Below are 25,453 nucleotides of genomic sequence, written 5' to 3' on the forward strand. Positions count from 1 at the left end.
AGATCCACGGAAGGGCCTGGCGGTCAGGCGGCAGGGGCGGCGATCCTCTGGGCGATCCGCTGCATGCGCAGCGCGTCGACGGACTCCGCGAGCAGTTCGTACTCCGTGGTGTCGTCCCGGGTGGCGACGCGGACGAGGTTCCCCGCGGCCAACTCCTCGGCGACCAGCTCCTGTTGGATGCTGTCGGCGGACCAGGAGCGCAGCACGCTCGGTACGTCCGGGACGGTGTGGGCGACGGGGACGACCGCGTTCGGCGGGAAGTTCGGGTTGTCGGGGTGCGGGTCGAGGCGTTCGGCGATCCATAAGGCACGGTCGCGCATCCACCACAGAGCGAGGGCCAGGGTGGGGGCGCGATAGGTGCCGAGCGGTACGCCCACACGTCGGCCACCGCACACGCCGTACGCGGTGACATGGCACAGAAATTCGTCGTGCACGTTCGCTCCCCCGATCGCACCACCGGCCGCCGAGCACGCAGGGTGAGGTCATGAACGCATGGAGTGTCAGATTTGGTTCATGACTAAATCGCCCTGTGACTCGAGTATCGCCACTCCTGACACTCTGTCACCATGCCAATTCGGCCAGTCTCCTGGCATATGCGAGGGCGTGATTGGCTGAAACGATGCGGTGGGTTCTCTGACCGGGGTCTTCTCCGCGCATTGGGGGGCGAGTCCCTGAGAGATACGTACGCACTCGGCCCGGCGTTCAACGGGTCGGTCCCCTGATTTCAACGGGTCGGTCCCCGCATTCGGGGACCGACCCGGGTACCGAAACTCAGCCCTTGCCCTCGATGATCGCGTCGATCCGGGCCAGCTCGCCCGCCTCGAAGTCGAGGTTGCGGATGGTGTTGACGCTGTCCTCGATCTGCTGGGCGCTGCTCGCGCCGACGAGGGCGGAGGTGACCCGGCCGCCGCGCAGCGTCCAGGCCAGGGCGAGCTGGGCGAGGGTCTGGCCGCGGGACTTGGCGACCTCGTCCAGGGCGCGCAGCCTGCCGACCAGGTCCTCGGTGACGGCGTCGGAGTTCAGGAACGGGCTGTCGCTCGCCGCGCGCGAGCCTTCCGGGATGCCGTCGAGGTAGCGGGAGGTCAGTAGGCCCTGCTCCAGCGGGGAGAACACGATCGAGCCGACCTGGAGCTCGTCCAGGGCGTCGAGCAGGCCTCCGCTCTCGGGGCGGCGGTCGAGCATCGAGTAGCGCGGCTGGTGGATGAGGAGCGGGGTGCCCAGCTCGCCGAGGATGCGGGCGGCCTCGCGGGTCTGCTCGGCCGAGTAGTTGGAGACGCCGACGTAGAGCGCCTTGCCCTGCTGCACCGCCGAGTGCAGGGCGCCCATCGTCTCCTCCAGCGGAGTGTCCGGGTCTGGGCGGTGCGAGTAGAAGATGTCGACGTAGTCCAGGCCCATCCGCGCGAGGCTCTGGTCGAGGGAGGACAGCAGGTACTTGCGCGAGCCCCACTCGCCGTACGGGCCGGGCCACATGAGATAGCCGGCCTTGGTGGAGATGATCAGCTCGTCGCGGTAGGCGGCGAAGTCGGTCTTGAGGGCCTCGCCGAAGGCTGACTCGGCGGCACCGGGCGGCGGCCCGTAGTTGTTGGCCAGGTCGAAGTGGGTGACACCGAGGTCGAAGGCGCGGCGCAGGATGGCGCGCTGGGTCTCGACCGACCGGTCGGGGCCGAAGTTGTGCCAGAGGCCGAGCGAGAGCGCGGGCAGCTTCAGGCCACTGCGTCCGGTGCGCCGGTAGGGCATGTCCGCGTAACGGTCGGGGTGTGCGGTGTACAACGCGACTCCAGAGGGGTTGGCACGGCGGGTCCGGGTTCCCTGAGAACCGGTGTCCACTCTTTCGCGACCTGGGGGCATTGGTCCAACAGAAGAATCCGATGGAATTCAGCGGTTAGGCTTCTCAATCGTGGAACTCCGCCATCTCCAGCACTTCGTCGCCGTCGCCGAGGACCAGCATTTCACCCGGGCCGCCGAACGGCTGCTGGTGTCCCAGTCGGGGCTGTCCGCCTCGATCAGGGCGCTGGAGCGGGAGCTGCAGACGCCGTTGTTCGTGCGGACGACCCGCCGGGTGACGCTCACCCCGGCCGGGCGGGCGCTGCTCACCGAGGCGGAGCGGATCCTGGCCCAGGTGCGGACGGCCCATGAGGCGGTGGCCGCGGTGCAGGGCGTAATGCGGGGCATGCTCGCGGTCGGCTCGGAGCAGTGCATCGCCGGGGTGCATGTGGCGGGGCTGCTCGCCACGTTCCGGCGGCGGCACCCGGATGTGGAGATCTGTCTGCGCCAGGCGGGATCGGGCGCGCTGGCGGAGGAGGTCGCGAGCGGGCGCCTCGACCTGGCCTTCGCCGTGCGCACGGCCCAGGAGGACACCGACCTGCTGCGGGTGGTACCGCTGACCAGCGAGCCCATGACGGTCCTGTGCCACCCCGGCCACCGCCTCGCCGCGTCCGGACGAGCCGCCGTGACACCGCATGATCTGGGCGGCGAGGTCTTCGTCGACTTCCACCCGGACTGGGGCCCGCGCCGCACGACCGACGCCGTCTTCGCCGCCGCGGGCGTCCGCCGGTCGGTCGCTCTGGAGGTCAACGACGTGCACAGCCTCCTGGAGTTGGTGGAGGAGAACCTCGGCGTCGCCGTCGTACCGCGCCACTTCCGGCACAAGCGGGCGTCGCTGACCGCCCTCACGGTCGAGGGCACCGGCGAGGCCGTGTACGAGACGGTCGCCCTGCTGCCGCCCCCGCAGGCCACCAGCCCGGCGGCACGGGCGCTGATGGCACTGCTGGACACACGGGTCGACTGATCCCCGGCTCGGACGACGGCGACGGCATCGCCGACAGCAGGCACCGCGCTCGCACCTCACGACAAGGGCCCGCCGTCGACCTCGGCGTCGAAGACGGGCGCGCCGCACGCGTCAGTCGGTGAGGGGCGTCCACTCGTGCTTCCATGCGGCGTACATGTAGTGCGGCAGCCCCTTGATGCCGGTCGTGCGGAACGGGCGGCCGCGGTCGTCGATGCGGACCGTGCCGGTACGGCCCTGCGAGGACCACTCCAGTTCGAGGTACCAGCGGCAGTCGCAGTTCGCGGTCTCCGCGGTGACCAGGAGCACCTCCGGGTCCTCGGCGGACACGCGGTACGGCAGGCGCATGGCCGGGATCGGCGTGCCCATGTCGCTGCCGGGCACCGGGTGGGCGATGGGCCGGTCCTTGTCGAGGTCCACGCCGAAGTAGCGCGGGGTCATCTCCCCGCCACAGCCCCGGTCCATGGCGTAGACGTTGCCCTGGGCGGGGGCCGCCGTGCGTCCGACGACCCGTACGCGGAGCGACTCCAGGACGACGGCCGCGGACGTCTTCCCCTGCACCGAGATCTCCACCAGGGTGTTGCGCCCGTGCACCGCGTTCTGCGTCGCCGCCCAGGCCCCTGCGTCCTGCGATGCCGGGGGCGGCGGTACCTTCTGGGGCGGCTTGGCGATGACGTAGTCGTGGCTGCAGCCGATCTCCCAGATCTGGGAGTTGGCGGTCCAGATGAGGGGGACATCGGCTGCGGGCGGCTTCGCATCGCCGCCCCGCGATGAGTTGTCGTCGGTTTCGGTGGGCGTGGCCGAGGACTTCTTGGCGGGGTCCGCGGAGGGCGTGGGGCTCGGAGAGGCGGTCGTCGGGCCGTTGGCCGCCGCCGTCGTACGGGACGGTGTCGGGCTGAGCGCGGTGCCGCGCCCCGTGGGGCGGTCGGGCGGCAGGGCGGAGAGGCTGCCCAGGGTGGCGGCCAGCACGGAGGTCACGGCGGCGGCGACGAGGGCCCGTCGGCGGCGGTACCAGGGGCGGCGCGGAGGGGCTGCGGCTGGGTCCGAGTCCGGGTCCGGGTCCTGGCTCGGTCCCGTGGGTGCCTGGTCCCGCTGTTCCGGCGGCTCCTGCTGCTGCGCCGGAACCTGGTGTTCCGACGGATCCTGCTGTTCCGACGGATCCTGGTGTTCCGCTTGGTCGGGTGAGGTCGACTTCTCCGGTGCGGAGGAACCGCCACCCGCTCCCGCCGCACGAGCCCGCTGTCGCGCCGCCACCGCCCGGATCCACAGCCGGTGCAGCTCCAGCCGCTCCTCCGGTGTCGCCCGGCACAGTGCGGCGAAGCGTTCGGCGGGGGCGAATTCGACGGGGACCGCGTCACCTGCGCAGTAGCGGTGCAGCGTGGAGGTGTTCATGTTGAGGCGGCGGGCCAGTTGGCCGTAGCTGCGGTCCGTGCGTTCCTTCAGGCGCGTGAGCAGCGCCGCGAATTCCTGGACGTCGTCCGGTGGTGCCGACACTGTTCTCCCGTGTCCTCCACGTCCCAGGACGGCATCCCAGGCACTCCATGTATCTGCACGTCAGACGGGCTGGGATGGTTCCATGGTCGCGGGTCCGCCGCCGGTTGTTGCGCGCGCCGCCGCTGACCGCCGATGCTCTTGGTGTCGCCCCGACCAGGGCCGGACGGACCATCCGGGGTCGGAGCCGAAGCGACACCACACGCTCATCCGTTTGCTTCATCCACGTACTCGTCCACGTACTCGTCCACGGGGGACACCCATGCCCAAGCGCACCCGCGCAGGCGCGCTCACCACACTCGTCGTCGCGGGTCTCACCGCCGGCTCCGCACTCGCCGGGGGCGCCGCACCGGCGGCCGCCGCGAAGGCGAACAGCGCACCGAAGTTCCTGTCCGCTTCCCAGCTGCCGCCGCACCCCTCGTCCTCCTGGAGCGCGGGCAAGATCGAGGACGGCGTTCCCGAGGAGTTCCAGTACTGAAACAAGGACTTCCGGGACTGTGTGAACGAGTCCTCCGACCCGGACATCGAGGCCGAGTACCGGGACTACGGGACGCTGCCCGTCGAGGAGGGCGCCCACGTCCATGGTGTGCACACCGAGCGTCCTGGGGGGCCATGGACATCCGGCTCCTGTCTGTGGGCCGGGACGGCCGGATGGTCACCGTCGTGGACTGGGGGCAGATGGGCGACGTCGAGGACGCGCCGGTCAAGGCCTTCAAGAAGACGACCACCGCCGCTGTCAACAAGCTCCACTGACCGCACGACCACCGAAAAGCCGGGGCCGCCCGCCCGCGGAGGGGAGCGGGCGGGCGGCCAGGCACCTGCACGGCCACGACCACAGACCACAGACCACAGTCACCACCACCGCACAACCGGAAATCGGGGAAACACATGACCAGCAAGCGCACCACTCGCCGTACCGTCCTCGCCTCGTGCCTCGCCCTGGCGCTCGGACTCGGGGTGACGGCCACGGCGTCCGCGGGCGCCCCGCGCAGCGTCACCGGCAAGCCGTCCGACGCGATCACCCGTATCGCCGACTTCTACGGCGCCTACATCGACGCCCAGAGCGACCCGGACAACGGGGGCGCCCTCGCCGACGAACTCCGCGCCTACTACCTGACCCCCGGCCTGCAGAAGAAGCTCAAGACCTGGGAGAAGAAGAACCACGCGGACGGCGTCCTGCGCGCCCAGAACGTCCCCCTCAAGTGGAAGGTCACCGACAACGGGACTGCGAACCACACCGAGGCCGGTATCACCCTGACCTGGGGCGGCGGCGTGACCACCAAGCTGGTCGTCGACATGACGCGCGACTACAAGATCTTCCACATCGGAACCAAGGGCGCCGCAGGCAGCTGACGGGCCTCGTGGGACGGCTGGGGTCTGTCGTCAAATTCCCGTCTGCCGCGCGGGGCAGGGGGCAGGTCCCGCGCGGTGCGAGCTCGGGCCCGGTGCTCGATGGTGGACGTATGGATGTGAAGGACGTTCTCATCGACGCGTTCGGCCGGATCAAGGAGGAGGTCCATGCCGCCGTGGACGGGTTGTCCCCGGAGGACCTCAACAACCGCCCCTCCCCCGACAGCAACTCCGTCTCCTGGCTGGTGTGGCACCTCACCCGGATCCAGGACGACCATGTCGCCGAGGTCGCCGGGCTCGACCAGGTGTGGCCGGCGGACGGCTGGGAGGAGCGTTTCGGGCTGGGGCTGCCCCGGCGGGACACCGGGTACGGGCACAGCGCACGCCAGGTCGCCCGGGTCCGGGTGGACTCGGGCGACCTGCTGGTCGGGTACTACGACGCCGTGCACGAACGGACGCTGCGGTTCGTGCACGGGCTGAGCGCCGCCGACCTGGACCGGGTCGTGGACGAGCGGTGGACCCCGGCCGTCACCCTCGGCGTACGTCTGGTCAGTGTCCTGGCCGACGATCTTCAGCATGCCGGCCAGGCGGCGTACGTACGGGGCCTGCTTCAGCGCGAGGACGACGAGGACGACGAGGACTCCGACGCGTAGCCCGGCAGGACCACGTCCTGGATGAGGGCGTTGCGCTCGTCGAACGGGATGAAGGCGCTCTTGAGGGCGTTGACCGTGACCGTGCGCAGGTCGTCGGCGGTCCAGCCGGCCTCCTCGACCAGCAGGGTCATCTCGCGCGTCATCGTCGTGCCGGAGACCAGACGGTTGTCGGTGTTGAGGGTGACGCGGAAGCCGAGTTCCTTCAGGGCCGTGATCGGGTGCTCGGCGATGGAGGTGGCCGCGCCGGTCTGGAGGTTGGAGGTGGGGCACATCTCCAGGGCGATACGACGGTCACGCACCCAGGAGGCGACACGGCCGAGCTTGCCGTCGACGATGTCCTCGGTGATACGGACGCCGTGGCCGATGCGCTGGGCGCCGCAGACCTGGAGGGCCTGGTGGATGCTGGGCAGGCCGTGGGCCTCGCCGGCGTGGATGGTGAAGGGGACGTTCTCGCGGCGCAGGTGCTCGAAGGCGTCGAGGTGGTCGGCGGGCGGGAAGCCGTCCTCGGCACCCGCGATGTCGAAGCCGACGACGCCGGCGTCCCGGAACGCCACCGCGAGGTCGGCGGCCTCGCGGACACGGTCGAACATGCGCATCCCGCACAGCAGCGTGCCGACCCGGACCGGGGTGCCCTGGGCCGCCGCCTTGGCCATACCGGCGGCCAGGCCCTCCTGCACGGTCTCCACGACCTCAGCGAGGGTCAGTCCGCCGTTGACGTTCAACTCGGGGGCGTAGCGGACCTCGCCGTAGACGACACCGTCCGCGGCCAGGTCGAGGACGTACTCCTCGGCGGCGCGCAGCAGGCCCTCGCGGGTCTGCAGCACGGCGAGGGTGTGCTCGAAGGTGGCTATGTAGCGCACCAGGTCGCCGGAGTTCGCGGCCTCGTAGAACCAGGCGGCGAGGCCCTCCGGGTCGGTCTCGGGGAGAGTGTGGCCGACCTCCGCCGCGAGTTCGACGAGGGTCGCGGGGCGCAGACCGCCGTCGAGGTGGTCGTGCAGGACGGCCTTGGGCAGGCGGCGGATGGTGTCGGCGTCGATACGGGGCTCGGTCATGCGTGTCGTTCCTCGGCAGGTGGTGCGGTGGGCGGGGTGGGGCGGGGTGGCCGGGTGCCTCAGTCGGCGGCCGGGCCGGCTGCGGGCTGGAGGAGGTCCCAGCGGTTTCCGTACAGGTCCTCGAAGACGGCGACCGAGCCGTACGGCTCGTGGCGCGGCTCCTCCAGGAACCTGACGCCCGCGGCCCGCATCCGGGCGTGGTCGCGGGCGAAGTCGTCGGTGTGCAGGAAGAAGCCCACGCGCCCGCCGGTCTGGTCGCCGACCCGGTCGCGCTGCGCCTCGTCCTTGGCCCTCGCGAGCAGCAGTCCGCCGCCCTGTCCCTCGCTCCCCGGCTCGACCACGACCCACCGGCTGCCGTCGGGCCGCGGGGTGTCCTCGACGAGCCGGAAGCCGAGCGCCTCGGTGTAGAAGCGGATCGCCTCGTCGTAGTCGGCGACCACGAGGGTGACCAGGGCTATGCGTCTCATCAAGGCCTCTCGGGCGGTGCGCGGTCGTGCGGGGAAAGTCCGAGGTTCGCTCGGGGTTCCCGGGAGGTTATACGTAACACTCATGGAACGGCAACTGGCATTTCCTCGGCCGGGCACGACGGAGGCCCCCTGCGGGGCAGGGGGCCTCGACGTCACTGCTCTGCGGTGTTCGGCTCAGGCCTCCGGGGACGCCTTCCGCAGGGTGGCGATGCAGGTGCTGAGTGCCTGCTGGAGTTCCTCCAGTCGCTGGAGCATGTCGTCCTCGTAGATGGCGTCGAGGTCGACGGCGTCGTCGAGGGTCAGTTCCTCGAAGACCTTCGTCGCCTTCTGGAGGCTGCTGTAGAACTTCGTACGGCGTTCCTGGACCCGCAGTTCGGGGTCGGCCTCCACGGTCTGGACGACGAGTTCCTTCACCGTGTCGTACGCCTCGGTGGCCCACTCGCCGGTGTCCTCGTAGTCGTCCAGCTCGTCGATGAGGGACAGGTGGCGCTCGGCCTCGGCGCGCAGTTCGGCGGGGGCGTCGATCACCTGCCCGGCCGGGGTCTTGACCTGCCCGTTCTCGACGATCTGGCGGACGTATCCGATACGGCTGGCCGCCTGCGTCTCGGACGCGACGGCCTTCTTCAGCTCGTCGGTGCGGGCGATGTCACGGGCCAGTTCCGTCTGGAGGGAGGTGTCCTCCTTGAGCCGGTCGAGGAGCGCGCTGCGGGCCGCCTGTGCGGTGGAGGGGTCGGCGAGGATCGCGGCACGCAGTGCGGTGGGGTTCTCGGCGACCTCCAGGGCCTTGGTCGGGCGGATGCCCTCGGCCTCGGCGGCCGCCGCGATGGCGGTGCCACGGTCGGAGGTCGCGCTGTTTCGGGAGGAGTAGTACGACAGCCACACGTCCGCGTCCGGCAGCTCGACCTCCTCGCCCGGGGCCAGCGCCTCGAACTGCGGGACCATGCCGTCGTCGGCCGCCTTGTCCCACGCCTTGTAGTACCGCATGACGCGCTCCGGCGAGCACCCGGCCAGCAGCGCGAACTCCTTCGCGGACACCTTCGGCGTCTCTCCGGCCGCCTCCCCGCCGGGCCGCACACTGCGCGCCACCTTCAGCGCGAACGCCCAGCCGCCGGTGCGCGCGTACACGCCGAACTCCCGGGCGTCGCGCTCGACCTGCTCGTCGACGGCGCCCATGGGGGCGAGGTCCGGGGCGGTACCGTCCGCGGCCTCGTCACCGTCGGCCGCGGGCCGCTCGCCGTCGGGCGTCTCCGTGGCCGCCTCGGCCGTCCCGGTCCGCTGGACCGTATCGTCGCCGGACGTGCCCGGCTCGACCCAGTACCCGTCGTCCTGCGCGGGCACGGTCGCCGTCGACGCGGTGACGTGGGTCTCGTCGGCGGGGGTCTCGTCGGCGGACGGAACGACCGGTTCGGAGTGGGCGGTGGCTACGCTCACGGATGACTCTCCCGGGTGGTGACGAACGACAGGGGCAGAACAGGCAGCCTATATGAACCTGTTGATGATGCTTTGCCCACGACGGTATGCCCGGGTGTGCGTCGGGACCCGGGACGCTGGACCCGGTGCACCGCGTCCAGCGGTCCACCTCGTCCTCGGTCAGCCGGACAGCCTCGGCGGCGATGTTCTCGGCGAGGTGCCGGGGTTCGACGGCGGAGATGCGCGGCCCAACTGCCGCGGGTTCTGCTCGACTTGACGGCGCAGTTGGTCGGTGCGGGCGACCGTGCCCCACTCCCCCGAGTACGCGCGGTGCGGTCCGGCCCTGGTGACGATGACGAGGTCGTTCGAGTACGGGCCGCCGAGCGCGCTGTCGATCAGTTCGTCGGCGGGGCGCAGGGAGGAGAAACAGAAGGCGGCGGTGTCGATGTGGTCGATGTGGTGGACCCCCGGCTCGACCGCGCGGCGCGGGACGGCGATGGATCGCTCGCGGTCGCCCGGTGTGCCGAGGCGGACGGCGGCGCTTCCCGTGAGCCGCATCGCGCCGAAGCCGAGGCGGTCGACGGGCAGGTCACCGAGGGTCCAAGTGTCGGCCGCGGTCGCGGTGAGCGTCTCCGAGTCCACCGACGCAGTCTCGCATGTGCCGGGCGCGGGACAGGCCCGCCCGGCTTCTGCTCGCCCACCTGACCGGCTGGCTCCACGCACCCCGCGCCGTCGCGAGCGCCCGGTCGCCGCAGCTGCGCAACTGGCTCCGGGACAGCTTCGCCCGCTCCCCGCCACCCGCGATCAGCGCGTTGACCGGTGCCATCGGGTCACCTCCGACGGTCCGCGCCACCAACGCCCCGACCACCAGCGGGAGCAGGGCGACCGCGAGAGCCGAACCGGTGGCGGTGGCCTTGGCGGTGACGTTGCGGAGAGGACGGGGTTGCGGGGTGTTCGTGGTCATGACACCAGTCCAGCAGGATCCGGCCGACGGGACACCGGACGACATACTCAGTCGCCCTGCCCGAGATACTCATCGCGGGCCGGGCACCAACGCCTCAGGGCTCTGAGGTCTCGGATTCGAGCGAGGCCCGCGTCACCTTGCCGTAGACACCCGACTCGTCCGCCAGGACGACCCGAGTGACCTGGTAGAGGCGGACCGCGCTCTCGACCTCACGGTCGTAGTCGCCGTCGATGTCACCGTTGTAGAAGCCGGTCTCTCGCAGGCGGAGCTGGAGTTCGGTGACCTCTGGCCCCTTGTCGCCGAAGCCGAGGACGGGGTCCTGCGGGCCCGACTGGGTCGGCCCGGGGACCGCCGTGCCGGTGGCGCCGCTGTTGGACGGGGTCCTGGTCGGGCTGTCGGTGCCGGTCGGGGTGGCCCGGCTCTCGCTCGGGGTCGCGCCCGGTGAGGTGGCGGGAGTCCCGGACGGCTGCGCCGAGGAAGCCGTACCGGACGGGGCCGCCGAGGACGCGTCATCGTCGGAAGTCCGCTCGGGGAGCGCCCCACGCACATCGTCGGGCAGGGCGCCGTCCCGCGAGGGTGCCTGGTACGAGAAGAGCGCGACGATCAGTCCTCCCGCCACCAGGACAACCGCGGCGGCTCCCGCGGCCAACGCCATACGGCGGCGCCGCCGCTGATCTTCCTGGGCGCTGCCGGCGGGAGGGTGCTCGTCGAGGAGGGAGGGCGCTGTGTCGTGCCGCCCGACGGGGGGCGCAGGCGCACCGCCGTCCCCCAACGGGCTTGTCCGCTCCGCGACTTCGGAGTCCTGTGCGCCCTCGGCCGGTTCGTCCGCGTGCGGGTCGGCCGGGTCGGCCGCCTCGTCCGTGCGCTCGGCCTCGTCGCCGACCTTCACGAAGGGTCGTATGCGTACCGGGTCGAAGTCCTCGGCGGCCGCGGCCTGCACCATGCGGGATTCGAGATGGGCGTCCGACGCGTCCCGGCCGCAGGAACAGGCCGGGGTGCCGTCCGTCGCCCGGGGCGTACCGCATTGCGGGCAGACAGGGCCTGTCGGTTCAGTCACGCGTGGTCTCTCTCCGAGCGGGCTTCAAAGTTTAAGCAGATCTCCTGCACAGAATCGCCAAGATTTGCTTGAATCTCGAACCAGGATGTTCGCGGAACGTCGAAAAGCGGCCATCTCAAACTCCCCTCGCGCAGGGCGAGTTCGGGCTCGCCATGTCATCGCGTGACGGGACTGGCGCGCGGCCCGAGGTTGGTGTGTCATGCCTCTGACAACAGCTCCGTGTGTGGCAGTGGAAGGAAATCCCGTGAGCCTGACCCGTCCCCGTGCCCTCTGCGCGGTCGCCGCGCTCGCCCTGGGCATGCCCGTCGTGTTCTCGGGCCCTGCCACCGCGGCGGTCCCCACGTACGCGGTGTATCTGCAGAACTTCGCCACCGGCCTCAACGCGGCCGACAGCGGCGGTACGGTCGCCGCGCACAACCCCAAGGGCAACGAGGACCACCAGCAGTGGACGCCGGTCGCCGTCAACGGCGGCCACGAGTTGCGGAACACCGACAAGTCCGGGACCTGTCTCGGGCGCAGCGGAACCTCGGCGGTGACGGCGTCCTGCGGCGCGGACGGCACCACGTGGACGATCACCGCCGCCACGGACAGCACCTACACCATCGCCGTCCCGGGAACCTCGCAGTACCTGACGGGCGTGTCCTCCGACTCCTCGGCCGTGCAGATCGGGGGCAGTGGCAGCCTCGCCCGCTGGTATCTCACCCCGGTCACCTACGCCACCACGGCCATGCCGTCCACCGACACCCGCACCCTCGACCAGGTCACCTTCCTCACCTCGCACAACGCCTTCGCCAACGGCGTCGACGGCAACTTCGCCTCGTTCCCCGTCAGCCTCTTCCCCAACCAGTCACGGGGCGTCGGCCAGCAACTCACGGACGGCGTAAGGGGGTTCATGCTCGACACCTACGCCGTGTCGGGGAAGGCCGTGCTGTGCCACAACAGCTGTGACGGGGTCAGCGGGCCGGTTCCGCTCGCCACCGACCTCCAGCGCATGGTCGACTTCCTCAAGGCGCATCCGGGCGAGTTCGCCACGGTCTTCCTGGAGGACTACGTCGCCTCCGACGTACTGAGGTCGTCCCTGGCCTCCGTCAGCGGTCTGTCCGACGTGCTGTACCGGCCCGACCAGGAGGGCGTGGCAACGAAGGGCTGGCCGACGATGGCGGACCTCGCCGCCCGGGGCAGGCAACTGCTGATCTTCAGTGACCGTACGCGCGCGAGCGACGTATCGGCCGGTTACGTCACCCGTGACACCTTCGGTGTGATGTACCAGCGTGAGTGGACCGTGGAGAACTACTGGTCCATGGGCGGCGGGCTCGGCGGCTCCGACTGGTCCTGCTACAGCCGCTGGGGCACGAGCAGGCCGCTGACCACGGACTCGGCCGCCTTCCGTCCGCTGTTCGTGATGAACCACTTCCGCGACTACACGGTCGGCGGGACGGCCGAGACGGACAACGGCAAGCTCGTCAACCGCGCACAGAACTTCTGCACACCGGCCGCCCGCAAGAAGCCCAACTACCTCGCCGTGGACCGCTACGACCTGGGCTCCCCCTCGCCGCTCACGACCGTGGGGAACCTCAACACGTACGTCCTCACACCCGGCCAGTAGCGACAGCGACGCGCCGCCGACAGGGCAAGGGGCCCGGCCGTGCGCCGGGCCCCTGACCTTCGACCTCAAGTCAGGTGCATGACAGCACATGCTTCAGGTCATCGGCGTCAGCAATACAGGTTGGCGCCCGTGGCGATCCCGAGGATCTGCGCGAACCGCCGATAGGCGTCCACCCGGCTCTGCACCTGCGCGGGATTCTTGCCGTCGCACTCCAGCGAGCCGTTGATGCTGCGGATGGTGTGCCCGAAACCCGCGCTGTTGACCATGGCGTTGTGGCCGGTCATGGTCCCGGGGCCGGTCTGGGTGTTCCAGTACCACAGGGCGGTCTTCCAGGCGACGGCCGCGTCGTTCTGCACCAGCCAGGGATTGCCCAGCAGGTTCAGGCCGAGCGCGTCGCCGGCCGCCTTGTAGTTGAAGTTCCAGCTGAGCTGGATCGGGCCGCGCCCGTAGTAGGCCGCCTGTCCGGCCGGGCAGCCGTACGGCCTGCTCCAGTCGCAGTAGGTGGGGTAGTTGGCGGTGTTCTGCTCGACGACGTGGACGAGTCCGCCGGTCTCGTGGTTGACGTTGGCGAGGAAGGCGGCCGCCTCCTGCTTCTTCACGGTGTCACTGCCGGTGGTCGCGAAGGCCGGGAAGGCGCTCATGGCCGCCCGCAGCCCGCTGTACGTGTAGAACGAGTTGCGGCTCGGGAACATCTGGTTGAACTGCGCCTCGCTCACGACGAACCCGGAAGGGTTGGTGGGGCCGCCGTCGCAGGCGTACGGCTCCCAGTACCAGGTGCTGATCGTGGGGTCGTACCCCGGATTGTCGTGCTCGGCGATGTACGCCTTGCCGTCGGTGTAGCGCACGATGTCGCCGGTGACGTAGGACCTGCCCGCCACCCAGCTCGCGTAGCTCGAACAGGGTGCGGCGGACGCGCTCTGGGCGGGCAGCAGCACAGGGGTGGAACCGCCGATGACCAGCGCGGTCAGCACGGCGGAGATACGGCGCCTCGACACGGGATCAACTCCTTCGTGGAGCACGGCCGCACCCGGGCGGGGCAGGAAGGGCGTGACGGAACCCGACCCCGCGCGCACGCGCCGGCGGAGCCGGTCACGGCGTGGGGGCGGCCGTGGTGGGGGGTGTCGAGCACACTCAACCGCGTTGGTCTGTACCAGTCAAGGGTGTAGACCAGTCAACCGGCAGGGCACCGGGGGGCGTTCGGGCGGCGGACACCGGGGAGGCGCGGCCGAACCCGCGCCTCGGCCGCCGGCCGGTCGCCGTGCGTCAGCTCTCGGGGCTGCCGAGCCAGTAGCCGAAGCCGCGGCGGGTGTGGATCAGCGTGGGACCCTCTTGGTCGACCTTGCGCCTGAGGCGGGCGACGAGTTTCTCGATCGCGCCGTGCGCCCGGAAGTCGCCCCAGACATGTCGGCTGATCTGTTCCTTCGACAGCACCCGTTCCGCGTTCTCCAGCAGCTGGCTCAGGAGCCGGTACTCGGCGGGGGTGAGACCGAGTGGCCTGGAGCCGCGCCGGGCCTGGTACGCGGCGCCGTCCAGGACGAGGTCGCCGTAGCAGGGCGTTCCGTCGAGGCGCTCGGGGCTCCGGGTGCGCAGCAGAGCCCGGGCCCGGTCGAGAACCTCGGCGATCCTGACGGGCTTCACGACGTAGTCCTCGACTCCGGGCTCAAGGAAGGGGACGAGGTCGATGAGGGTCTCGCACGTCGTCAGGTAGAGCACCGGCGGATGGTCCGGCGGCGCGACACGGCGGCTCCGCACGAAGCACTCCAGGTCGGGCGGCGTGGCGTCACAGACCACCAGGTCGAACCGCCGACGTGTCAGCCGCATCATGCCCGCGGTGCCACTGACGGCCGTCTCGACCCGGCAGCCCGCCAACTCCATGATGCCGGCGAGGAGTTCGGTGATGTCGGGATCGTCGGCGACGACCAGGACGGACCGCCCGCCGCCAGGCGGCGACGCCAACTTCTCCATGAGCCTTCTGCGCATGACGAGGCCAATCGGGTCGGGCCTGCGCGTCGTGCTCACGACGGCGGAGGGAGGGATCGAGGGGACGGCACCGAGGGGCGTCGACCTCGGTCGACAGCGTGGAAGGACGCGGCCCTCCCCCGTCAGCCTGCGGGGCGGGTGTCGATGGCCGACTCGCCGTGGGCGACGAAGTCGTCGACCAGCCGATTGAAGAGATCGGCAAGTCGCCGCAGGTCTTCGCGCGACCAGTCGTCGAGAGCCGTCTCGATGCCGCGTCGGCCGACTTCCCTGATGCGGCCGAAGGCGGCCAGACCGGCCTCGGTGATCTGGATGCGCTGCGCACGGCGGTCGTCCGGATCCGGGATGCGGATCACATAGCCGGCGTTCTCCAACTGCCGCAGCTGCCGTGTGACGTGGGAGGCCTCCACGGAGAGCCGGACCGCCAGGACTCCGGGGCGTATCGGCTCGCTCTCGGCGATGTGCCGCAGGATCGCCACGGAGGCGCGGTCCACCGACAGTCCGGTCTCGGCCATCAGTCGCTCATGCTGGCGGCTTCGGCCGGTCAGATACGAGATGCGGGTCAGCAGCCGCTCGATCTGGATCACGTTCGGGGGTACGGCGGCCACCGCCGCAGGGGGCTGTGCGGGCATGCGACCACCGTAGCAGCAACTTGCCTAAGTTAAGCAATATCCAAGGCGCGAACTCGGCCCGTCACCGATCCCGCCAGCGCCGCCGATATCGCCGCCGATCCATGCCCCGCCGGTTGCCGATCTATTAATTTGCCTGAGTCAATCAATATGGCGTACGGTTGCCTGAGTCAAGCATCCCCACCGGTATGTGCCACGGAGGCTTTTGCATGTCCGACGCCCCAGCCCGCCCCGCCGAAGCGGGAGTTCCCGCCCCGCCGAGGTCGAACGCCGTGGTGGCGGTGCTCGCCTTCGCCGGGATCGTGGTCTCGCTGATGCAGACCCTGATCATCCCGATCGTCCCGGAGCTGCCTCGGCTGCTCGACGCGCCCGCCTCCGACACCGCATGGGCGGTGACCGCCACGCTGCTCGCCGCCGCCGTGGCGACGCCGGTCGTCGGCCGCCTGGGTGACATGTTCGGCAAGCGGCGGATGCTGCTGGTCAGCATCGTCATGCTGGTGACGGGCTCCATCGTGTGCGCGCTCAGCGACGCACTGGTCCCGATGATCGTCGGCCGGGCTCTGCAGGGTCTGTCGGCCGCGGTCGTCCCGCTGGGCATCAGCATCATGCGGGACGAGCTGCCCGCCGAACGGCTCGCCGGATCGACCGCCCTGATGAGCGCCTCCCTGGGGGTGGGCGCCGCCCTCGGTCTGCCCGCCGCCGCGCTGATCGCCGACAACTTCGACTGGCACACGCTGTTCTGGGCCTCCGCCTCGATGGGCGCCGTCGCCTTCGCACTCGTCCTCACGCTGGTGCCCGAGTCCGAGGTCCGCACCGGCGGCCGCTTCGACCTCGTCGGCGGTGCGGGCATCGCGGCCGGTCTGGTGTCGCTGCTGCTCGCGATCTCCAAGGGCGCCGACTGGGGCTGGACGAGCGGCACGACCCTCGGTCTGTTCGCCGCCGGGATCGTCGTCCTGCCTGCCTGGGCCTGGTACGAGCTGCGCGCCGACGAGCCGCTGGTCGACCTGCGCACCACGGCCCGGCCCCATGTGCTGTTCACCAACCTGGCCTCCATCGCGCTCGGCATCTCGATGTTCGCGATGTCCCTGGTCCTGCCGCAACTGCTCCAGCTGCCCGAGCAGACCGGTTACGGCCTCGGCAAGTCGCTGCTCACCGCCGGTCTGGTCATGGCCCCGTCCGGTCTGGTGATGATGGCACTGGCCCCGGTCTCCGCCGCCGTCACCAAGGCCAAGGGCCCGAAGATCACGCTGATGATCGGCGCGCTGATCGTGGCCACCGGCTACGGGCTCAACATCGTCCTGATGTCCCAGGTCTGGCACCTCGTCCTGGTGTCCTGTGTGATCGGTGCCGGTATCGGCTTCACCTACGGGGCGATGCCCGCCCTCATCATGGGTGCCGTGCCGCCGTCCGAGACGGGTGCCGCGAACAGTCTCAACACGCTGATGCGGTCCATCGGTACGTCGGTGGCCAGCGCGATCGCCGGTGTCGTCCTGGCCCAGATGACCGTGGACCTCGGCGGGTACGCCCTCCCCTCGGAGAACGGCTTCAAGGTCGTGATGGCCATCGGCGCCGGTGCAGCGCTGCTCGCCTTCACGCTCGCCTCCTTCATCCCGCGCCGCCGGTCCGCCACCGCTGCGGCGGCGGCCTCGGGCGAGGACCAGACCGAGCGCCTGGAGGCCGGCACCAAGTCATGACGGCGACGCCCGAGGCACGGCCGAGGCGCGACCGGGGCGCCACCGGGGCGCGGGGGACGGTACGGCCGTCGTCCGCGCCCTGCGCCGTTCTCGGGCAGGACGGGGTGGACGACGCGGAGATGATGTGATCTTTTCGGTCGTGGGAGATGTGATCTTCCGGTCCCGGTGCGGGGAGAATCTCCCCATGACCACGTCACCGCACCCCCTCGTCGTCCAGGCGCGCCGTCTCGCGGCCGAGGTGCTCGCGCCCCAGGCCGAGCGCGTCGACCAGGAGGGAGTGCCCGCCGAGAGCATCGAGGCGATCAAGCGGTCGGGGCTGCTCGGGGTGAGCGCCCCGGTGGCGTACGGCGGCTCCGGCGCGCCCGGGGCGGTGGCGCGGGAGACCGCCGAGATCCTGGCCGGCGCGTGCTGTGCCACGTGGTTCGTGCAGACCCAGCACCACACACCCGTGCTGACCCTCGCCAAGAGCGAACTCCCCGCCCGCGAGCGGCTGTTGGCGAAGCTGGCCACGGGCGAGCTGTTGTCCGGGGTGGCGTACGCGCATCTGCGCAGATACCCGGAAGTGCCCGTGCGGGCCGTGCCGAAGCGGGGCGGCTGGAGCTTCCACGGGACGGTTCCCTGGTACACGGGATGGGGGCTCAACGACGTGATGCTGCTGGCCGGGGTGACGGACGCGGACGAGGTGCTGTTCGCCTTCGCCGAGGCCAGGCAGCAGTCCGGGCTGAAGGCGTCGGTACCGATGCGGCTCGCGGCACTCACGGCCGCCCGGACCGTGTCGCTGCACCTCGACGGGTTGTGGGTGCCCGACGACGCCGTGGCGCTGCACACGCCGTACGAGAGTTGGGCCGCGGGCGACCGGCCCAAGCCCACGAACGCCTCACCGGCGGTGTTCGGGGTCGCCGAGTCGGCGCTCTCGCTGCTGGACCAAGGAGATCCGACGACGAAGGCGCTGCGCCACCGCCTGGACAAGGTGCGGCGGCAGGCGTACGCGCTGGCCGATCATCCGGCGCCGCACGAGCACATGGAGGAGCGCCTGGCGATGAAGACGAAGGCGTTCGACCTGATGCGCTCGGCCACGACGGCCGCGATCGTGGCCGGGGGCGGGCGGTCCCTGGACGTGGAGAACCGGGCGCAGCGGCTCGCGCGCGAGGCGATGTTCCTGCTGGTGCAGGGCCAGACGCCCGAGGTGCGCCGGGCACACCTCAGGTCGCTGTCGGCCGCGTACTGACGCCGGTCGGGGGGCGGCGGCCCTGGCGCCGCTCCTTCCCCACTGAGATCCTTCAGAAGGGCCTTAGGTCTTGGTACTCCAGGGGAGTTCCGCCGGTGCGGTGTCTTCGCCCGACCGAGTGCAGGTGTTCAGGGGCTGTCGCCGGACCAGTCCCAGCGGGCCGGGTCGCCCGGGCGCGGATCGTACAGCGCCCGCCCGCCGGGGCCGAACTGTCCGAGCTCGGTCTGGAGGGAGACGCCCGTGTCGATCCCGTCCTGCGTCCAGCCGGTGATGTCGAACAACAGGCCGTCCAGCGGGCCGCCGACCAGTTCGGCGTAGGTACGGCCGGGCCGTGGGCCGGGGTGGGGGTCGTCCGCGTCGTGGCCGTAGACCCGGCCGCGCAGCAGCTGCTCATCGTCGCTGTCCATGCCGTCCAGCCTCCCAGCCGCCACCGACAACGAGGGCTTGCCCAGGAACTCCTGGGCAAGCCCCGGACCCGGCAGCGCTCCCCGCTCTGGTACGCGCGTCGGACTCCGATCTCGGCGCCGCGCTGCGCAGCACGGCAGAGCGGCTGGAGGCCCGGCGCACGCTCACTCACTCACTCACGGCCGCGAACGAGGAGGACCTCCGGGCGGCCGTGCCCGTCGGGCCTCGCCCGCCCTTCAGGGCCGCTTGCGGCTCGACGAATCGCAACTGGACGCCATGGCAGCGCAGCTGCGCACGCCGGGTTCGACGAGCAGCACGGAGAAACGGACCAGCGGCAACGCCGGCACCCCGCCCCGTGCCGACTCGACAGGCACCCCCGGCCCCGTCCGTCGGCGATTCCCGCCTGGCTCACTCCCACGCGGGAGGAAGCCTCCTCATGTTTTCGGATAACGGAACGGACACATGGGCCGATCGACGTCCCAACGGAAACCGAGCCTTGCGCACACTGCCAAGTTCCTGGGAGTACGACCGGTGTGAGCGGGAGGGGTCATGTGTGTGTTCTGCGGCGAGCCCTCAAGGGGTCAGCGTCAGGCAGGCGTTGTGGCCGCCGAAGCCGAACGCGTTCACGAGGACGGCGCCGACCGGGCCACGGCGGGCGTACCCGGCCACGATGTCCAGCTCGACTTCGGGATCCTGCGCGTCGAGGTTGACGGTCGGTGGGACGGCACGGTCGCGCAGCGCGAGGACGGCCGCCAGCGCGCCGAGTGCCCCGGCCGCGCCGAACAGATGCCCGGTCATGGACTTGGTCGCAGTGACGGCGGGATGGGTGCCGACCGCCCTGGCGATCGCGCGTGCCTCGGTGAGATCGCCGTGGGGTGTGGAGGTGGCGTGGGCCAGGACGAGGCCGACGTCCCCGGCTGCGAGTCCGGCGTCGGCGAGCGCGAGGCGTATGGCACGGCTCTGGCCGTCGGGATGTCCCGCCGTCAGGTGGTGGGCGTCGGAGGTGATGCCGGACCCGGTCAGCCGGGCGTGCACCCGGGCCCCGCGGGCGGCGGCGAACTCGGCCCGCTCCAGGACCAGCACGGCGGAACCCTCGCCGATCACGAAGCCGTCCCGGTCCCGGTCGAAGGGCCGGGACGCCAGCTGGGGAGCGTCGTTGCGGGTGGAGTGCGCCGTCGCCTGCGCGAATCCGGCGAGCGGCAGGGGATGCAGACAGGCCTCGGCGCCGCCCGCCACCACGATGTCGGCGCGGCCGAGCCGGATCAGGTCCATGGCCTGGGCGACCGCCTCCGCACCGGACGCACAGGCACTCACCGGTGTGTGGGCACCGCCCCTCGCCCCCAGCTCCAGGCTGACGGCGGCTGCCGGGCCGTTGGCCATCAGCATGGTCACGGCCCGTGGGGAGACCCGCCGGGCTCCGGAGCGCTCCAGGACGTCGTCCTGACCGAGCAGGGTCAGCACACCACCGGTGCCGGTGCCGATCACCACCGCCAGTCGGCAGGGATCGACCTCGGGCCGGCCCGCGTGCGCCCAGGCCTCCCGGGCCGCGACCAGCGCGACCTGCTCGCACCGGTCCAGCCTGCGCGCCTGAACCCGATCGAGTACGGCGGTCGGCTCGACCCGCAGCCGGGCCGCGATCCGCACCGGCAGTTGCTCGGCCCACTCCTCCTCGATCCGGGCGACCCCCGACTCACCGGCCAGAAGGGCGGCCCAGGTGCTCGGTACGTCCCCGCCCAAGGGCGTGGTGGCACCGAGCCCGGTCACGGCGATGTTCATCCGACGGTTCTCCTTGGGGTGTGCGGTGGATCGGGTCGCCGGGGCGGGTCGGGGTGATGCAGTACCGCTCAGAGCGGTGGACGTGGTGTGGGCGCCGGCAGGCCCATCAGGCGGCCGCGCACCACCGCGGCGACCACACGGGGATCGAACAGACAACTCGGCGCGGCCATCAGGTGGTACACACGGTCCAGCGCCCGCTGGGCCCGGACGTCGCCGTGGGCAGCGAGCCGGTCCACCTCTCCGGACCAGCGGCCGAACAGCCCCGCCAGCCCACGGGGGCGGCGGTCGCGTTCGCGATGGCCCAGGTCCTCGCCCGTGGCGATCTCCCAGGGGAGATCCGCGGCGCGGGCGAACCGCCGCAGCAGGCGACGCTCCCAGCCGGGCCCGGTCCCCTCGGCCAGCGCATCCCGCAGCAGCAGCGCCTGTTGGGCGGCCACGGTGATGCCCTGCCCGTAAACCGGGTTGAACGCGCACAGGCTGTCGCCCGTCACCAGCAACCCGGCGGGCCAGTGCGGCAGGCGCTCGTAGTGATGGCGCATGTTGCCGGTGCGCCGGTGCACGGCGGGTTCGGTCAGGGGACGGGCTCTGGCGGTGAAGTCCGCGAGCGCGGGATCACGCAGCCGGCTCAGGAACCCGGCGAACTCCTCCGGATCCCGGGGCGGCCTGTGCTCGCCGGCACCCACCGCCGCCACCAGCCAGCGACCCCCTTCCACCGGCAGGGCCACACCGCCCGCAGGCAGCTCACGCGTGGGCAGTACGACTATGCCCGCTGCCCGGCCGAGCACATCGGGGGGCGCGTGGTAGACGCGCCCGGCATAGCCGAACCGCGCGTCGACCGCCGAGGTGGACACCTCGCCGCAGCCCAGGAGAGCCAGCCAGCGAGGGAGTCGGGAGCTGCGTCCGGATGCGTCCACCACGAGGTCCGTGCTCACAGCCGGACCGTCGGCGCGCTCGACCAGCCAGCCGCTCCCGGAGGGCGAGCGGGCCAGGCCGCGCACGCGGGCGCCGGTCAGCAGACTCACGCCGGGAAGAGCGGTGACCCGCTCCCTGACCACGTGTTCCACCAAGGGCCGGGTCGCCGAGACCAGTTCGAAGGCGGGTGTACCGAACGGGGCCCAACCCCGCTCGCCGAGCCATGCCAGGTCGCCCGTGTCCAGCGGCACGCCGCCGGCCGCGACCAGCTGCGCCCGCAGGCCGGGCAGCAACTCCTCGATGGCGCACAGCCCGCGGTGCAGCAGCACATGCGGCTGGCGTCCCTGGGGCACGCCGGGGCGTGGGGCGGGTGCCTCGCCGCTTTCCCCGAGATCCTGTTCGAGAACGATCACGGTCCGCCCGGCCTTCGCGAGCGCGCCGGCCGTCAGCAGCCCGGCCATCCCGGCCCCGATGACGACGGTGCGGCCCGTGTTCATGACGAGGCCCGTGACGTGCGCACGAGACGGAAGAGGAGGTGGCGCAGCCGCTGCAGCCACGGAAGAGGCACATGACGCCACAGGAGCGCACCGCCGGACAGGGGGACGCGTCCGCGAATCACCGCGCCGTAGTCGAGTGACGCAGGGTGCGGAAAATAACCGGGCTTGCAGGCGACGATCTCTTTGAAACCCTTGTTGTAGTAGTAGCGAAGCTGTGGATCCCGGGGCAGGCCATGCCGCCTTTCGCGCATGTACACCTCGGCCGTGGAGCTCGGATTCGCTTGCTTCCACGCCCGGAATCCCGGCATGGGCGAGCCGAGATATATGTCCCGCCATCCCTGATTCAGTGCATAGGGCCAGAAGAACTCGAAAATTGCTGTCACCGAGTCGGCGTCCACACTGGTCAAACTGATTCCGAACAATGAATGAACGGTGTCTTCGGACAGCTCCTCCACGCGTGCACAGTCGGCCCAGTCGGCCGCCGAGCACACCCGGTCTCCGCTGATCGGCTTCATGAAGAGCGAGGCCAGTGCCACGCCGCTGGACGAATCGAACACACCAATGCTGAGCTGCGGATACATCCGTATGCGAGCCTCCAGATCGGCACCTGTGGCTGCCTGATGGCGATCCCACTTCGTCCGTTCCAGCGCCAGCAGAGCCTCGACGTCTTTCGGCTCCAGGAAGCGAGTTTCAAAGGGCATGGCACATTCTCCGACGGCTTGTCTCTTCGGTTGACGGAATCATCACCGCCGACCGATCGTTCGGGGAAGGGGTAAAGGCATGTCATTGGATTCCGTGCACCAGTTGTTCATGCCGGATTCACCTTGGAAAACCTTCATTCACCGAGACTGCGAGCTGAATGTGACGACCGTTACCTTCTTTCACAGGGCCGTGAATTTCGGGTATGGTCCGAGCGTTCCACACCCTCACCGCCCCGGGAATTCGCATGACCGCTGGACCCACGTCCGACATACGAGTGCTCATGGACCGGAACCCGTCGTGGAGAAAGCCCTGAACCGCCATCCGGCGGGCGCCAAGGAGTGGTTCCCGCACCAGTACGTGGGAGCCGGGGCCGCGGCCACGAGGGCCCGCCCGCCGGAGCGGCCTGGCGACCTGGCGGCCTGGCGGCCTGGAGCGATCCACACTGCCGGACGTACGCACCTCACTGGTCGTCAATCCGATGGCCTCAGCCGTGACCTCCTTCCGAATGCCCGGCCACGGCATGGACGGCTTCACCCGCAAGTCCGCCCAGATCACCCAGATCACGTCCTCGAACGCCCCGCCGGGGGCCCGGACAGCGAACGCGCCCGCGAGGAACTGGCCTCCTACCTCACCGGATGCACGAGCGGAGAACGGCGAGCCCGATGACGTACCACGTGAACTTCCAACCGCTGCCGCCCGCGGAAGGCGACCCGGCCGCACATCTGCGCCGCCGGACCCCCGCCGTCTTCCGTGGACTCGCCGCCGACTGGCCGGCCGTCGGCTCCTGGGCCTTCCCCCGCATCGCCACCCTCGGCCCGGCCCTGCCGGTACGGCTCGTTCGGGGCAACCGGGAGACCACCCGCACGGAGTTCATCCACTCGGACCTGGGAACGTACCTGCACCAGTTGTCCGAACCCCCTGCGGCGAACGGCGAACCCCTCTACCTCAAGGAGTTCGACCTGCTCAAGGCGTTCCCCGAGTTGCGTACCGAGCTGGGAGAGCTGCCCTTCCTGTCCGGTGGCGGCGTCGCCTCCCGGAGCGCGTGGATCGGGCCCGCCGGGGCCCGCACCGGACTCCACCAGGATCTACTGGACAACTGCGCCGTCCAGATCACCGGCACCAAACGCTTCCTCCTGGCCCGGCCCGGCACCGTCGAACGAGCCGGAGCACTGTCCGCCAAGTACGACGCCTGGGCGCGGCTGTCCCGCGTGGGCATCGAGGAACTGGCCGTCGGCGGGCGGGCGGTGGCCGACGGGCATCTCTTCGTCGTGGACCTGGAACCGGGCGACGTGCTCCACGTGCCTGCCCGCTGGTGGCACGAGGTGGTGAATCTCAGCGCGGGCATCCTCCTCAGCGGTTTCTACGGCTCCCGGGCCCATGTCGCGCGTGTCTGGGCCCAGGTTCAGCTGCGCGAAATGCTGCATCGCGCCCGGTTGCTCGGCTCCGAGGGCTGCACCTGTCATCCGGCTCGGTGAGGCGAGGCGGGGCGAGAAGTCTTTCGGCCGCTCAGTAGGCAACCGGAGTGTTCCGCCATGCCCGACAGGTCGACCGCCGTCTCAGCGCAGCCTCCGCGACCACTCCCCCGGCTCCAGAGGCGTCCGGTCGCTTACGCCCGTTTCCTCCTTCGGAACGCGGGGATTGCTGAGGGTCTCGGTGCCCAGGCGCATTCCTGGCTGTGGCGGCCGGTCGACGGTGGGCCACGAGTTCGACGCACCCCGAATGCGAGGTGATCACCGGCTTCCCCGGTCTCGCCGATCTCTCCGGGGCAGGCGTCCTGGCCCAGATCGGCGACGGTGGTGGCCGGTTGCGCAGACGCCCGGCCGACCTCGGGCAGCGGGTCCAGGACTGGTACACCAAGCCCACGGAATCCCGCGTCGCACACGACGAAGAACACGGCGGCGGGGTTCCTGCCGGCATGCTTCCGGGCCGGATGGCGGATCCGTCCCGATCGCCCTGGCTCGTTGTGGCTGGAGGCAACGCCGCGGACCTTCTCGACGGAGCCCCGGCCCAACGCCGTCCGGGAGCCCTCACAGAAACGTCGCCCTGCCAGGACCCTCCTCGGCGAAGCTGCGCATCCCCCGCTCGCGGTCCTCGGTCGCGAACAGGCCCGCGAACCAGTTCCGTTCGATGGTGAGACCGGTGTCGATGTCGGTCTCCCGGCCCTGGTCGATCGACTCCTTGGCGGCCCGCAGGGCGAGCGCGGGGCCCTTGGCCAGCTGTGCGGCCCAGGCGTGTGCCCTCTCGTACACCTCGGCGGCGGGAACCACGAGGTCGACCAGGCCGATCCGAAGGGCCTCGTCAGCCTTGACCATCCGGCCGGTGAAGACGAGGTCCTTGGCCTTGGAGGGGCCCACGAGCCGGGACAGGCGCTGGGTGCCGCCCGCGCCGGGGATCAGACCGAGCAGGATCTCGGGCTGGCCGAGCCTGGCGTCGTCCGCGGCGATCCGGTAGTCGGCGCACAGGGCCAGCTCGCATCCGCCGCCGAGCGCGTAACCGGTGACGGCGGCGACCACCGGCTTCGGGATGCGGGCGATGCCGGTGAACGCTTCCTGGAGCGGGCGCGAGCGCCTGACCATCTCCGCGTGGTCGAGGAGCTCCATCTCCTTGATGTCCGCGCCGGCCGCGAACACCTTCTCGCCGCCGTACACGATCACCGCCCGGATGTCGTCGCGGTCCGTCACCTCTGCGGCCAGCTCGCGGAGCCGGTCCTGGGTGGCGATGTCGAGGGCGTTCATCGGGGGGCGGTCGAGGCGGATCGTGCCGACGCCTTCGGCGACTTCCAGATGCACGGACATGGG

The 25,453-nt window shown here is 70.8% G+C and carries 24 protein-coding genes and 2 pseudogenes; 9 read left to right on the forward strand and 17 right to left on the reverse strand.

The genetic code is table 11. From position 1 onward, the window contains the following. Positions 1-23: 23 nt before the first annotated feature. Positions 24-434, reverse strand: a complete 411-nt coding sequence (locus SGFS_RS02915) for a hypothetical protein (RefSeq protein WP_286247363.1) — start codon at positions 432-434, stop codon at positions 24-26. A 337-nt stretch (positions 435-771) separates the two neighbouring features. Then, positions 772-1,770: an L-glyceraldehyde 3-phosphate reductase gene (gene mgrA / locus SGFS_RS02920; protein ID WP_286247364.1), complete on the reverse strand. Its 999-nt coding sequence runs from the start codon at positions 1,768-1,770 to the stop codon at positions 772-774. A gap of 127 nt (positions 1,771-1,897) precedes the next feature. Here mgrA and SGFS_RS02925 point away from each other — a divergent pair, with 127 nt between their 5' ends. Next, positions 1,898-2,788 carry a LysR family transcriptional regulator gene (locus SGFS_RS02925; protein WP_286247365.1) on the forward strand — a complete coding sequence of 297 codons (891 nt, stop codon included), beginning with the start codon at positions 1,898-1,900 and terminating at the stop codon, positions 2,786-2,788. Between the two features lie 111 nt (positions 2,789-2,899). Here the strand turns inward: SGFS_RS02925 and SGFS_RS02930 are convergent, their stop codons facing one another. Then, positions 2,900-4,279 (reverse strand): helix-turn-helix domain-containing protein, encoded by a 1,380-nt coding sequence (locus tag SGFS_RS02930; protein ID WP_286247366.1) that lies wholly within the window; start codon positions 4,277-4,279, stop codon positions 2,900-2,902. A gap of 259 nt (positions 4,280-4,538) precedes the next feature. Between SGFS_RS02930 and SGFS_RS02935 the strand changes: the two are divergent. The 3 genes and pseudogenes from SGFS_RS02935 (at position 4,539) to SGFS_RS02945 (ending at position 6,279) form a co-directional block, all read left to right on the forward strand. Continuing rightward, positions 4,539-5,029: pseudogene (locus tag SGFS_RS02935) on the forward strand (hypothetical protein). A gap of 135 nt (positions 5,030-5,164) precedes the next feature. Then, complete coding sequence (locus SGFS_RS02940) at positions 5,165-5,629, forward strand: hypothetical protein (RefSeq protein WP_286247367.1); 465 nt, start codon at positions 5,165-5,167, stop codon at positions 5,627-5,629. Between the two features lie 110 nt (positions 5,630-5,739). Next, the gene (locus tag SGFS_RS02945; RefSeq protein WP_286247368.1) at positions 5,740-6,279 is read left to right on the forward strand and encodes a mycothiol transferase; all 540 of its coding nucleotides are present in this window, start codon (positions 5,740-5,742) and stop codon (positions 6,277-6,279) included. Here the strand turns inward: SGFS_RS02945 and SGFS_RS02950 are convergent. The 6 genes and pseudogenes from SGFS_RS02950 to SGFS_RS02975 form a co-directional block, all read right to left on the reverse strand. After that, positions 6,237-7,331, reverse strand: a complete 1,095-nt coding sequence (locus SGFS_RS02950; protein ID WP_286247369.1) for an adenosine deaminase — start codon at positions 7,329-7,331, stop codon at positions 6,237-6,239. The two genes, SGFS_RS02945 and SGFS_RS02950, sit on opposite strands and share 43 nt — an antisense overlap. A gap of 59 nt (positions 7,332-7,390) precedes the next feature. After that, positions 7,391-7,798 (reverse strand): VOC family protein, encoded by a 408-nt coding sequence (locus SGFS_RS02955; RefSeq protein WP_286247370.1) that lies wholly within the window; start codon positions 7,796-7,798, stop codon positions 7,391-7,393. A 174-nt stretch (positions 7,799-7,972) separates the two neighbouring features. After that, positions 7,973-9,229: a hypothetical protein gene (locus SGFS_RS02960; RefSeq protein ID WP_286247371.1), complete on the reverse strand. Its 1,257-nt coding sequence runs from the start codon at positions 9,227-9,229 to the stop codon at positions 7,973-7,975. 222 nt (positions 9,230-9,451) lie between these two features. After that, positions 9,452-9,850: pseudogene (locus tag SGFS_RS02965) on the reverse strand (aldo-keto reductase family protein); the annotation flags it as partial. Beyond that, the gene (locus tag SGFS_RS02970) at positions 9,798-10,172 is read right to left on the reverse strand and encodes a hypothetical protein (protein ID WP_286247372.1); all 375 of its coding nucleotides are present in this window, start codon (positions 10,170-10,172) and stop codon (positions 9,798-9,800) included. The gene SGFS_RS02970 and the pseudogene SGFS_RS02965, both read right to left, overlap by 53 nt. 94 nt (positions 10,173-10,266) lie before the next feature. Beyond that, a complete protein-coding gene (locus SGFS_RS02975; protein ID WP_286247373.1) occupies positions 10,267-11,229 on the reverse strand; it encodes a peptidoglycan-binding domain-containing protein in 963 nt (320 codons plus the stop codon). Between the two features lie 199 nt (positions 11,230-11,428). Between SGFS_RS02975 and SGFS_RS02980 the strand changes: the two genes are divergently transcribed. Next, entirely contained in the window at positions 11,429-12,835 is a 1,407-nt protein-coding gene (locus SGFS_RS02980; RefSeq protein WP_434026075.1) for an RICIN domain-containing protein, read from the forward strand. A gap of 107 nt (positions 12,836-12,942) precedes the next feature. Here SGFS_RS02980 and SGFS_RS02985 read toward each other — a convergent pair whose 3' ends face one another. The 3 genes from SGFS_RS02985 to SGFS_RS02995 all read right to left on the reverse strand — a co-directional run bounded on the left by SGFS_RS02985 (position 12,943) and on the right by SGFS_RS02995 (position 15,444). Further along, on the reverse strand, positions 12,943-13,830 hold the full coding sequence (locus SGFS_RS02985; protein ID WP_286247374.1) for a glycoside hydrolase family 19 protein: 888 nt from the start codon (positions 13,828-13,830) through the stop codon (positions 12,943-12,945). A gap of 268 nt (positions 13,831-14,098) precedes the next feature. Continuing rightward, complete coding sequence (locus tag SGFS_RS02990; RefSeq protein WP_286247375.1) at positions 14,099-14,800, reverse strand: response regulator transcription factor; 702 nt, start codon at positions 14,798-14,800, stop codon at positions 14,099-14,101. A gap of 137 nt (positions 14,801-14,937) precedes the next feature. Beyond that, the gene (locus tag SGFS_RS02995) at positions 14,938-15,444 is read right to left on the reverse strand and encodes a MarR family winged helix-turn-helix transcriptional regulator (protein WP_286247376.1); all 507 of its coding nucleotides are present in this window, start codon (positions 15,442-15,444) and stop codon (positions 14,938-14,940) included. A 206-nt stretch (positions 15,445-15,650) separates the two neighbouring features. Between SGFS_RS02995 and SGFS_RS03000 the strand changes: the two genes are divergently transcribed. Genes SGFS_RS03000 through SGFS_RS03010 form a run of 3 tightly spaced genes read left to right on the forward strand, consistent with a single transcriptional unit; the run spans position 15,651 to position 18,363 of the window. Further along, positions 15,651-17,135, forward strand: coding sequence for an MFS transporter (locus SGFS_RS03000; RefSeq protein WP_286247377.1), 1,485 nt, complete (start codon positions 15,651-15,653; stop codon positions 17,133-17,135). Next, positions 17,132-17,263 carry a hypothetical protein gene (locus tag SGFS_RS03005; RefSeq protein WP_286247378.1) on the forward strand — a complete coding sequence of 44 codons (132 nt, stop codon included), beginning with the start codon at positions 17,132-17,134 and terminating at the stop codon, positions 17,261-17,263. Before SGFS_RS03000 ends, SGFS_RS03005 begins: the two co-directional genes overlap by 4 nt. Positions 17,264-17,319: 56 nt before the next feature. Continuing rightward, positions 17,320-18,363: an acyl-CoA dehydrogenase family protein gene (locus SGFS_RS03010; RefSeq protein ID WP_286247380.1), complete on the forward strand. Its 1,044-nt coding sequence runs from the start codon at positions 17,320-17,322 to the stop codon at positions 18,361-18,363. Between the two features lie 128 nt (positions 18,364-18,491). On the opposite strand, the gene SGFS_RS03015 is transcribed toward SGFS_RS03010, so the two are convergent. The 4 genes from SGFS_RS03015 to SGFS_RS03030 form a co-directional block, all read right to left on the reverse strand. Next, a complete protein-coding gene (locus tag SGFS_RS03015; protein ID WP_286247382.1) occupies positions 18,492-18,770 on the reverse strand; it encodes a hypothetical protein in 279 nt (92 codons plus the stop codon). Between the two features lie 571 nt (positions 18,771-19,341). Next, a complete protein-coding gene (locus tag SGFS_RS03020; RefSeq protein ID WP_286247383.1) occupies positions 19,342-20,544 on the reverse strand; it encodes a beta-ketoacyl-[acyl-carrier-protein] synthase family protein in 1,203 nt (400 codons plus the stop codon). Between the two features lie 68 nt (positions 20,545-20,612). Further along, positions 20,613-21,953 (reverse strand): FAD-dependent oxidoreductase, encoded by a 1,341-nt coding sequence (locus SGFS_RS03025; protein ID WP_286247384.1) that lies wholly within the window; start codon positions 21,951-21,953, stop codon positions 20,613-20,615. Next, entirely contained in the window at positions 21,950-22,654 is a 705-nt protein-coding gene (locus tag SGFS_RS03030; protein WP_286247385.1) for a hypothetical protein, read from the reverse strand. Before SGFS_RS03030 ends, SGFS_RS03025 begins: the two co-directional genes overlap by 4 nt. Positions 22,655-23,317: 663 nt before the next feature. On the opposite strand from SGFS_RS03030, the gene SGFS_RS03035 reads away from it, so the two are divergent. Then, positions 23,318-24,130, forward strand: coding sequence for a cupin-like domain-containing protein (locus tag SGFS_RS03035; protein WP_286247386.1), 813 nt, complete (start codon positions 23,318-23,320; stop codon positions 24,128-24,130). A 552-nt stretch (positions 24,131-24,682) separates the two neighbouring features. On the opposite strand, the gene SGFS_RS03040 is transcribed toward SGFS_RS03035, so the two are convergent. Further along, positions 24,683-25,450 (reverse strand): enoyl-CoA hydratase/isomerase family protein, encoded by a 768-nt coding sequence (locus SGFS_RS03040; protein ID WP_286247387.1) that lies wholly within the window; start codon positions 25,448-25,450, stop codon positions 24,683-24,685. Between the last annotated feature and the right edge of the window lie 3 nt (positions 25,451-25,453).

This window comes from Streptomyces graminofaciens, from assembly GCF_030294945.1.
Classification (GTDB): domain Bacteria; phylum Actinomycetota; class Actinomycetes; order Streptomycetales; family Streptomycetaceae; genus Streptomyces; species Streptomyces graminofaciens.